Origin of the sequence: Neisseria sp. HMSC067H09, assembly GCF_001814135.1 — a bacterium.
Lineage (GTDB): Bacteria > Pseudomonadota > Gammaproteobacteria > Burkholderiales > Neisseriaceae > Neisseria.
Map to the genome: position 1 here is coordinate 61,234 of NZ_KV814894.1, position 8,885 is coordinate 70,118.

The following is an 8,885-nucleotide window of genomic DNA, read 5'->3' on the forward strand; positions in this document are numbered from 1 at the left end:
GGTTCCGTACTATATGTACTGTCTGCGGCTTCGTCGGTCTTGTCCTGATTTAAATTTAATCCAATATATCTGTATTAACGCGGCGGTATTCGGTAAAAAAGGTCGTCTGAAAACCTTAAATCTGGGTTTTCAGACGACCTTTTGTCCTGATGGGGCTGTCTTTATTTGTTGGCGTTCAGATAAAGATTGATCAGGCGGGTGGTGGAGCTGTCGTGTTTTTGTACGCCGGTTTCGCCGGTCAGCTCGGCGAGGATGGTTTTGGCGAGCTGTTTGCCGAGTTCGACGCCCCATTGGTCGAAGCTGTTGATGCCCCAAATGATGCCTTGGACGAAGGTTTTGTGTTCGTACATGGCGATCAGGCTGCCCATGTTGCGGGGGTTGATTTTGTCCATGAGGATGAGGTTGGTCGGGCGGTTGCCTGAGAAGGTTTTGTGCGGAACCAGCTCTTCGATGCGCTCTGCTTCCATGCCTTGGGCCTTGAGTTCGGCGCGGACTTCGTCGGGGGTTTTGCCGCGCATGAAGGCTTCGGCTTGGGCGAAGACGTTGGCGAGTAGGATTTCATGGTGGCCGCGCAGGTTGCTGCGTTTTTCAAGCGAGGCGATGAGGTCGATCGGGGTGATGTGGGTACCTTGGTGCAGCAGTTGGAAGAAGGCGTGCTGACCGTTGATACCGGTTTCGCCCCAGATGATGGGGGAGGTTTCGTAGCCGACTGCTTTGCCGTCGAGGGTAACTTGTTTGCCGTTGCTCTCCATGTCGAGCTGCTGGATGAATTTGGGCAGGCGGTGGAGGTGTTGGTCGTAAGGCGCGATGACGTGGCTGCCACCGCCGTAGTAGTTGATGTACCAGATGCCGATGAGGGCAAGGATGACGGGCATGTTGCGCTCGAGCGGGGTGTTGATGAAGTGTTGGTCCATCAGGTGCGCGCCGTTGAGCATTTCGATGAAGTTTTCTTTGCCCAAATAGAGCATGATGGGCAGGCCGATGGCTGACCATAGGCTGTATCGTCCGCCGACCCAGTCCCAAAATTCGAACATGTTGGCGGTGTCGATGCCGAACTCGGCAACGGCTTTTTGGTTGGTGGAGACGGCGACGAAGTGTTTGGCGACGGCGGCTTCGTCGCCTGCATGGTCAAGGAACCATTTGCGCGCGGTCAGGGCGTTGGTGAGGGTTTCTTGGGTGGTGAAGGTTTTGGAGGCGATGATGAAGAGGGTGGTCTCGGGGTGGACTTTGGACAATACGTCGCGCAGTTGGGAGCCGTCCACGTTGGAGACGAAGTGCATGTTGAGGCGGGGGTGTCCGAAGGGCTTGAGCGCGGTACACATCATCAGCGGGCCGAGGTCGGAGCCGCCGATGCCGATGTTGACGATGTCGGTGATGACTTGGTTGGTATAGCCTAACCAGCTGCCGCTGCGGACTTCGTGTGCGAATTCGCCCATGCGTTGGAGGACGTGGTTGACTTTGGGCATGACGTCTTCGCCGTCAACGACGATGGGGGAGTTGGTGCGGTTGCGCAGGGCGACGTGGAGGACGGCGCGGTTTTCGGTGGTGTTGATTTTTTCGCCGCGGAACATCTGCTGCATGCGTTCGGGTACGCCGGCTTCACGGGCAAGCTCGAACAACAGTGCCATGGTTTCGTCGTTGATGCGGTTTTTGGAGTAATCCAGCGTCAGTCCGCCGACTTGCAGCCAGTAGCGTTCGGCACGCTGCGGGTCTTGATCGAACATTTCGCGCATGTGTTGTTCTTTGGTTTCGTCAAAATGTATCCATAATTTTGACCAAGCCGGTAAGTCGTGAAGGTGTTTCATCGGATGCTCCTGAGGTTGGACGGTTTTGTGGGAAAACGGCCGCGAGGTCGTCTGAAACGGGAACGGGCGGGTTTCCGTTTTTAGGGTTGGGTGTGAATGCGGGGTCTGCCGTTATTTGGGTTGGGTGTCAATATTGAAGAAAAACGGCGGCACTGATTTTTTGGTCGGTATTTTCAGACGACCTTGGGATATGTCGGGTCGTCTGAAAATGTATAGTGGCTTAACTTTAAACCAGTACGGTGTTGCCTCGCCTTGCCGTACTATCTGTACTGTCTGCGGTTTCGTCGTCTTGTCCTGATTTAAATTTAATCCACTATATTGTTTAGTCTTTGTCGTAATCGATGTGTTTGTTGTGTATGCTTTTTTTGCTTTTTTGCAGTTGCAGGCTGGCGGCATCGCCCAAGCGCAGGGCGAGTCCGATGGCGAGGATGTCGATGACGGCGAGTTGCAGCAGGCGGGACACCATGGGGGTGTAGAGTTCGGCGTTTTCCTGCGTGGCGATGCTCAATACGCAGTCGGCAAGCTGTGCCAGCGGGGAGTCGTTGCGGGTCAGGGCGATGACGGACGCGCCGTTTTCTTTGGCGATGCTGACGGCGTCTAAAAGCTCGATGGACGAGCCGGTGTTGGAAATGGCGACGACGACGTCTTGGTCGGACAGGACGGAGGCTGCCATCAGTTGGGTGTGGGTATCGACGTAGGCGACGGTGGAAATGCCGAAGCGGAAGAATTTGTGTTGCGCGTCTTGGGCGACGATGCCGGAGTTGCCGACGCCGTAGAATTCGACACGGCGCGCGTGCATCAGGGTGGCGATGGCGTTTTCCAGCTCGGATTCTTTCAGGAAGCGGCGTTCGCCCAAAATGGAGGCGGCGGCGTTGCCCAATACTTTTTCGACAACGATGCTCATGTCGTCGTCGGCGTTGAGCTCTTCATGGACGTAGGGCATACCTTCGTGGCCTATGCTGGCGGACAGGGCGAGTTTGAACTCGGGCAGTCCTTTGTAGCCCAGGCTGCGGCAAAAACGGATGACGGTCGGCTGGCTGACGGATGCGCGCTCGGCGATTTCGGCGACGGCGGCATGGACAAACCATTTGGGTTCCGCCAAGGCGCATTCGGCGACTTTGCGTTCCGCGCCCGACAGGTTTGACAGTGATTCGCTGATTTTGCTTAACATAAATATGCCCTTCGGTGTGTGCCGCCCCGCGGCGGGGCGGCTTGTGTGATTAAACGTTTTTCAAGTGGTTGTCGAGTGCCGCCGCTGCGCCGGTGATGCCCGGAAATTCGCTTAAGACGACATAGACGGGAATCGCGGCGAGATAGGCTTCGAAACGGCCTTTGTTTTCAAAGCGGCTGCGGAAAGGTGAGGTTTTAAAATATTCCAAAACGCGGGGGATGATGCCGCCGCACAAATATACGCCGCCGCGCGCGCCCAGCGTCAGGGCGAGGTTGGAGGCGACCGTGCCGAGCATGGCGCAGAAGATGTCCAAAGTCTGACGGCAGAGCGGGGACGTGCCGCTTAAGGCTTTTTCGGTGATTTCGGACGGTTTGAGGCGGTAGTTTTTCAGTTTGTCGCGTTTGGCGAGTGCCTCGTAAATCAGGCTCAAACCTGCGCCGCTGAGGAAGCGTTCGGCGGAGACATGGCCGTATTTGTTTTTCGCATACTGCCAAATCAAAACTTCCATGTCGTCAAACGGCGGGAAACTGGAATGGCCGCCTTCGCCGGCAAGCGCGACCCAGCCTGCGGGGCTGTGCACCAGTCCGCTCACGCCCAAACCGGTTCCCGGCCCGATGACGGCTTTGGGGGCAAATTCGATGGGTTTATGCCCGCCTACCTGCATCAGGTCTTTGCTTGAAGTCTGCGTTACCGCCAATGCCTGCGCGGTAAAGTCGTTCAAGAGGATGAGGGTGTCCAGCTCCAATGCCTGACGGGTGGTTTCGATAGAAAACGCCCAATGGTGGTTGGTCATTTGCACCCAGTCGCCCAAAATCGGGTTGGCGATGGCGAATGCGGCGTGCCGGACTTCGGCTCCGCCTGCCTGTTCCAAATAGGCTTTGGCGGCATCGACGATGGTGTCGTAGTCTTTGCACGGCAAGACTTGGGCTTTTTCAATCTGCTGCGGGGCGGTTTCGAGCGCGAAGCGGGCGTTGGTGCCGCCGATATCGGCAACCAGGCGCGGATAGTTTTTGCCGACGGGTTGTTGAATATCAGTTTGAGTAGAAGACATGGCAGTTTACTCCTTGATGGTTCAATACCAGGCTGGTCGGATATTCCAAATCGGCGCGCGCGGCGGCTTTGTCGAACACGGCTTTTTTCTCCGCGCCCTGAATCGCCAAAAAGACGTTTTCCGTTTTGGCGATGGCGCCCAAGGTCATGCTGACGCGCTCGTGCGGCGCGGTAACGGGCGTGGTGTGGATGAGGGTCGGGTCGTCTGATTCGTTGATGGCTGCCTTCAGTTGCGGCGCTTGCGGGAAGAGGGAGGCGGTATGTCCGTCGCTGCCCATGCCCAAAATCAGTACGTCAGGTTGTTTGTAATGTTTCAGCGCGTAGGCAACGACGCTGTCGGGTTGTAATTTAGTTTCAGTTTTGCCCGCTTCGACAACGGGAATCCAAGTTGCTGCGGCGGCTTTGTTTTGCAGCAGGTATTCGTGTGCCAAGGCAGTGTTGCTGTCGGCGTGGGTCGTCGGCACGATGCGCTCGTCAACCAAAGTGATGCCGACTTTTTGCCAGTCCAAATCTTTTTGCGACAAGGCTTGGAAGAAGGGAATCGGCGAGCGGCCGCCGGAAACCGCCAACACTGCGCTGCCTTTGTTATCCAGCGCGTTTTGCAGCGCGGCGGCGACTGCGTCTGCTAAAGCCTCTGAAGCGGCTGCTGCGTTTTCGTATTCATGCCAAACGAACATAAAAGTGTCCTTTCTCTGTTTTCAGACGACCTTTTGTTAAGAAGGGGGCAGGAGGTCGTCTGAAAGGCAGTGTTTGTGAGCGGGAAAGTAAGTGAGAGCCTGTATTGTCGATGGCGGCGCGAATGTCGGCGGAAACGCCTAATCTGCCGCCTTATGGTTTTCAGACGACCTTTTTGAACCGTGAACGCTTCAAGCAAAGGTCGTCTGAAAAGGCTTTACTGGTCTTCGTGCCACTTGTGTCCGTCGCGCGCCAACAGTTCGCGGGCGGCTTCCGGGCCCCATGAATGCGCGTCGTAGCCGTGCGGCGGGGTGGTGTTGCTTGCCCAGTTTTCCAGAATCGGCATCACATATTCCCAAGCGGCTTCGAGTTCGTCGCGGCGGTTGAAGAGGGCGAGCTTGCCGTTGATGACGTCCAGCAGCAGGCGTTCGTAAGCTTCGGCGCGGCGGCCTTCGAGGACTTTTTCCAAGTCGGCTGCCAGCGGCACGATTTCGACTTTGTTGCCTGCACCCGGTGCTTTCATCTGCGTATAGAGGCGTACGGATTCGGTCGGCTGCAATTCGATAACCAAACGGTTTGGCGCGGCTTGGCTGTTTTCAAAAATATGGTTTTGCAGCGGACGGAAGTTCAATACGATTTCCGCCACTTTGCCCGCCATGCGTTTGCCGGTACGCAGGTAGAAAGGAACGCCTTTCCAGCGGTCGTTTTCGATTTCGGCTTTGATGGCGACGTAGGTTTCGGTGAAGCTGTCTTGCGGAACGTTGATTTCTTGCAGATAGCCGTTCATGCCTTTGGCGGCGGTGTATTGTCCGCGAACGACGTTTTCGTTGACGGATTCGATGGTCAGCGGTTTTAATGATTTGATGACTTTGACTTTTTCATCGCGTACCGCGTCGGCATCCAAGCTGGCGGGTGCTTCCATCGCGGTCATGCACAGCATTTGCATCAGGTGGTTTTGCACCATGTCGCGCAGCGCGCCGGTAATGTCGTAGAACTCGCCGCGCTCTTCCACACCGAGCTGTTCGGCGATGGTCAGTTGTACGCTTTCGATGTATTTGTTGTTCCACAACGGCTCGAACATCACGTTGGCAAAACGCAGCGCCAGCAGGTTTTGCAGGCTTTCTTTGCCTAAGTAGTGGTCGATGCGGTAGATTTGGCTTTCTTTGAAGTAGCGGGCGACATCGGTATTGATTTGTTGGGAAGAGGCGAGGTCGGTACCCAGCGGTTTTTCCAAAACGACGCGCGCGTTGTCGGCATTCAGGCCGACTTTGGCAAGGTTTTCGCAGGCTTGCGCAAAGAATTTCGGCGCGGTGGAAAGATAGATGATGACGTTGTCGGTCTCTTTGCGGGCTTTGACTTTTTCGCCCAAAGCGGCAAAATCGGCTTCTTGGGTAACGTCGACTTTCAAATATTCGATGCGTTTGACGAACGATGCCCAAGCGTCGTCTGAAAAGTTTTGTTTGACATGGATTTTGGAGTTGGTTTCCACTTTTGCCAAAAAGCCCGCCGTATCCAAATCGCTGCGGCTGACACCTAAAATACGACCCTGAGGATTGAGCAACCCTGCAACGTGCGCCTGATACAGACAAGGCAGCAGCTTACGCATTGCCAAATCGCCGGTCGCGCCGAACAACACCAAATCAAAATTTGTTTGTGTACTCATCGTTTTATCTCTCGTTGAGGAAGGCCTTGTGCCGGTGCCGCCGGATGCCGTGAAAGACGGGCGGTTTCGGCAGAAAAGCAATGGAAACCAATCGCCTGCATCAAAATTTCAAAACAGGCGGGCTAATGAGTAGTAATACTACACATGGCTACACATTTTGTCTATTCTCATTTTTACAAATTATTTGACTTAGTTTAAAAGTTTGATGAGTTTGGTCTGGTAGATTTTCACAAATGACGCATATCACGATTTAAATCAAATTTCTTACATTTAGCGGATTATTTTGTAACTAAATTACAGGTTTTGTATTATAATAGCCTGCATAGATAGAGTGAGGCTTTCAGACGACCCCTTGCATGGTTTGAAAGGTCGTCTGAAACGCTGAACGCCCCACACCCAATACAAAAAATCAGAAACGCGCAAACAAAAATCCCATACCACCCCTTCCGACAGGAGACCGAACATGAATCCCACTCCTATCCACCCCAAGCTCGCCGAAATCACCGAGCGCATCATCGAACGCAGCCGTCCGACCCGCGAAAAATATCTGGCGAAAATCCGCAGCGCCAAACAAATGGGACGGCTGGAGCGCAACCAGCTCGGTTGCAGCAACCTGGCGCACGGCTACGCCTCCATGCCCAAAAGCATCAAAATCGAAATGCTTCAGGACACCGTTCCCAACTTAGGCATCATTACAGCCTACAACGACATGGTTTCCGCACACCAGCCGTTTAAAGACTTCCCCGACCAAATCAAAGACGAAGCGCAGAAAAACGGCGCGACCGCCCAAGTCGCCGGCGGTACGCCCGCCATGTGCGACGGCATCACGCAAGGCTACGCCGGTATGGAATTGTCGCTGTTCTCCCGCGACGTCATCGCCATGAGTACCGCCATCGGTCTGTCGCACCAAATGTTTGACGGCAGCCTGTTTATGGGTGTTTGCGACAAAATCGTGCCGGGTTTGATGATAGGCGCGCTTTCGTTCGGTCATATTCCCGGCATCTTCGTTCCCGCAGGCCCGATGTCCAGCGGCATAGGCAATAAAGAAAAAGCCCGCACCCGCCAGCTTTTCGCCGAAGGCAAAGTCGGCCGCGATGCCTTACTCGAAAGCGAAATGGGTTCTTACCACAGCCCAGGTACCTGCACTTTCTACGGTACGGCAAACTCCAACCAAATGATGATGGAAATGATGGGCGTACACCTGCCCGCCGCCGCTTTCGTCCACCCTTATACCGACCTGCGCGAAGCCCTGACCCGCTACGCTGCCGGACACCTCGCGCGCGGCATCAAAAACGGCACCATCAAACCCTTGGGCGAAATGTTGACCGAAAAATCCTTCATCAATGCCCTGATTGGTTTGATGGCAACCGGCGGCTCGACCAACCACACCATGCACCTCGTTGCCATGGCGCGCGCCGCAGGCGTGATTTTGAATTGGGACGACTTTGACGAAATTTCTTCCATCATCCCGCTGCTCATCCGCGTGTACCCCAACGGCAAAGCCGACGTGAACCACTTTACCGCAGCAGGCGGCCTGCCTTTCGTTATCCGCGAATTACTGGACGCAGGTCTGTTGCACGACGATGTCGATACCGTCGTCGGACACGGTATGCGCCACTACACCAAAGAACCTTTCCTCATCGACGGTAAACTCGAATGGCGCGAAGCCCCCGAAACCAGCGGCAACGACGATATCCTGCGTAAAGCCGACAACCCGTTCTCCCCGGACGGCGGTCTGCGCCTGATGAAAGGCAACATCGGACGCGGCGTGATTAAAGTGTCCGCCGTGCGCGAAGGCTGCCGCATCATCGAAGCGCCCGCCATCGTGTTCAACGACCAACGCGAAGTGTTGGCGGCATTTGAACGCGGCGAGTTGGAACGCGATTTTGTCTGCGTCGTCCGCTACCAAGGCCCGCGCGCCAACGGGATGCCCGAGTTGCACAAACTGACCCCGCCTTTGGGTATCCTGCAAGACCGCGGCTTCAAAGTGGCGCTGCTGACCGACGGCCGTATGTCCGGCGCGTCCGGCAAAGTACCCGCGTCCATTCACATGACGCCCGAAGCCCTGATGGGCGGCAACATCGCCAAAATCCGTACCGGCGACCTGATCCGCTTCGACTCCGTTACCGGCGAACTCAACGTCCTGATTAACGAGGCCGAATGGAACGCCCGCGAAGTCGAACACATCGACTTGAGCGCGAACCAACAAGGCTGCGGCCGCGAACTCTTCGCCAACTTCCGCAGCATGACCAGCAGCGCAGAAACCGGCGCCATGAGCTTCGGCGGCGAATTTGCCTGATGTACGTTTCAGACGACCTTTTCAAACGGAAGGTCGTCTGAAAAATTATTGAAGCCGTTTAAAACAGACGTAGCAACTGTCGGATTCAAGAATCCGACCTACAGCCCCAATGGTCGTCTGAAACTTAAACCACCATCCCGTTTGAACGCAGCAAACATAGCGTGGGCTTTGCCCACGAACAAAACCAAAGACGTAGGTCGGATTCTCGAATCCGACGTTATC

General features: G+C 55.3%; 6 protein-coding genes and 1 pseudogene. 1 reads left to right on the forward strand and 6 read right to left on the reverse strand.

All coding sequences use genetic code 11. The annotated features are described in order from the left end of the window. Positions 1 to 161: 161 nt before the first annotated feature. The 6 genes and pseudogenes from pgi to zwf form a co-directional block, all read right to left on the reverse strand. Positions 162 to 1,805 (reverse strand): glucose-6-phosphate isomerase, encoded by a 1,644-nt coding sequence (gene pgi / locus HMPREF2954_RS04170; RefSeq protein WP_045075684.1) that lies wholly within the window; start codon positions 1,803 to 1,805, stop codon positions 162 to 164. 207 nt (positions 1,806 to 2,012) lie between these two features. After that, positions 2,013 to 2,135: pseudogene (locus HMPREF2954_RS12890) on the reverse strand (IS5/IS1182 family transposase); the annotation flags it as partial. Continuing rightward, positions 2,128 to 2,976, reverse strand: coding sequence for a DNA-binding transcriptional regulator HexR (gene hexR / locus HMPREF2954_RS04175; protein ID WP_003776986.1), 849 nt, complete (start codon positions 2,974 to 2,976; stop codon positions 2,128 to 2,130). The gene hexR and the pseudogene HMPREF2954_RS12890, both read right to left, overlap by 8 nt. A gap of 49 nt (positions 2,977 to 3,025) precedes the next feature. Further along, on the reverse strand, positions 3,026 to 4,027 hold the full coding sequence (locus HMPREF2954_RS04180) for a glucokinase (RefSeq protein ID WP_003741556.1): 1,002 nt from the start codon (positions 4,025 to 4,027) through the stop codon (positions 3,026 to 3,028). Further along, positions 4,008 to 4,703: a 6-phosphogluconolactonase gene (gene pgl, locus HMPREF2954_RS04185; protein ID WP_045075687.1), complete on the reverse strand. Its 696-nt coding sequence runs from the start codon at positions 4,701 to 4,703 to the stop codon at positions 4,008 to 4,010. Before pgl ends, HMPREF2954_RS04180 begins: the two co-directional genes overlap by 20 nt. Before the next feature lie 215 nt (positions 4,704 to 4,918). Beyond that, the gene (gene zwf / locus HMPREF2954_RS04190; RefSeq protein ID WP_003757970.1) at positions 4,919 to 6,364 is read right to left on the reverse strand and encodes a glucose-6-phosphate dehydrogenase; all 1,446 of its coding nucleotides are present in this window, start codon (positions 6,362 to 6,364) and stop codon (positions 4,919 to 4,921) included. 463 nt (positions 6,365 to 6,827) lie between these two features. Here zwf and edd point away from each other — a divergent pair, with 463 nt between their 5' ends. Further along, entirely contained in the window at positions 6,828 to 8,663 is a 1,836-nt protein-coding gene (gene edd / locus HMPREF2954_RS04195) for a phosphogluconate dehydratase (protein WP_003757974.1), read from the forward strand. The last annotated feature ends 222 nt before the right edge of the window (positions 8,664 to 8,885 follow it).

Coding starts and splice junctions, on each gene's coding strand:
- pgl (WP_045075687.1), bottom strand. CDS start 4,703: ATGTTCGTTTGGCATGAATACGAAAACGCAGCAGCCGCTTCAGAGGCT.
- hexR (WP_003776986.1), bottom strand. CDS start 2,976: ATGTTAAGCAAAATCAGCGAATCACTGTCAAACCTGTCGGGCGCGGAA.
- zwf (WP_003757970.1), bottom strand. CDS start 6,364: ATGAGTACACAAACAAATTTTGATTTGGTGTTGTTCGGCGCGACCGGC.
- pgi (WP_045075684.1), bottom strand. CDS start 1,805: ATGAAACACCTTCACGACTTACCGGCTTGGTCAAAATTATGGATACAT.
- HMPREF2954_RS04180 (WP_003741556.1), bottom strand. CDS start 4,027: ATGTCTTCTACTCAAACTGATATTCAACAACCCGTCGGCAAAAACTAT.
- edd (WP_003757974.1), top strand. CDS start 6,828: ATGAATCCCACTCCTATCCACCCCAAGCTCGCCGAAATCACCGAGCGC.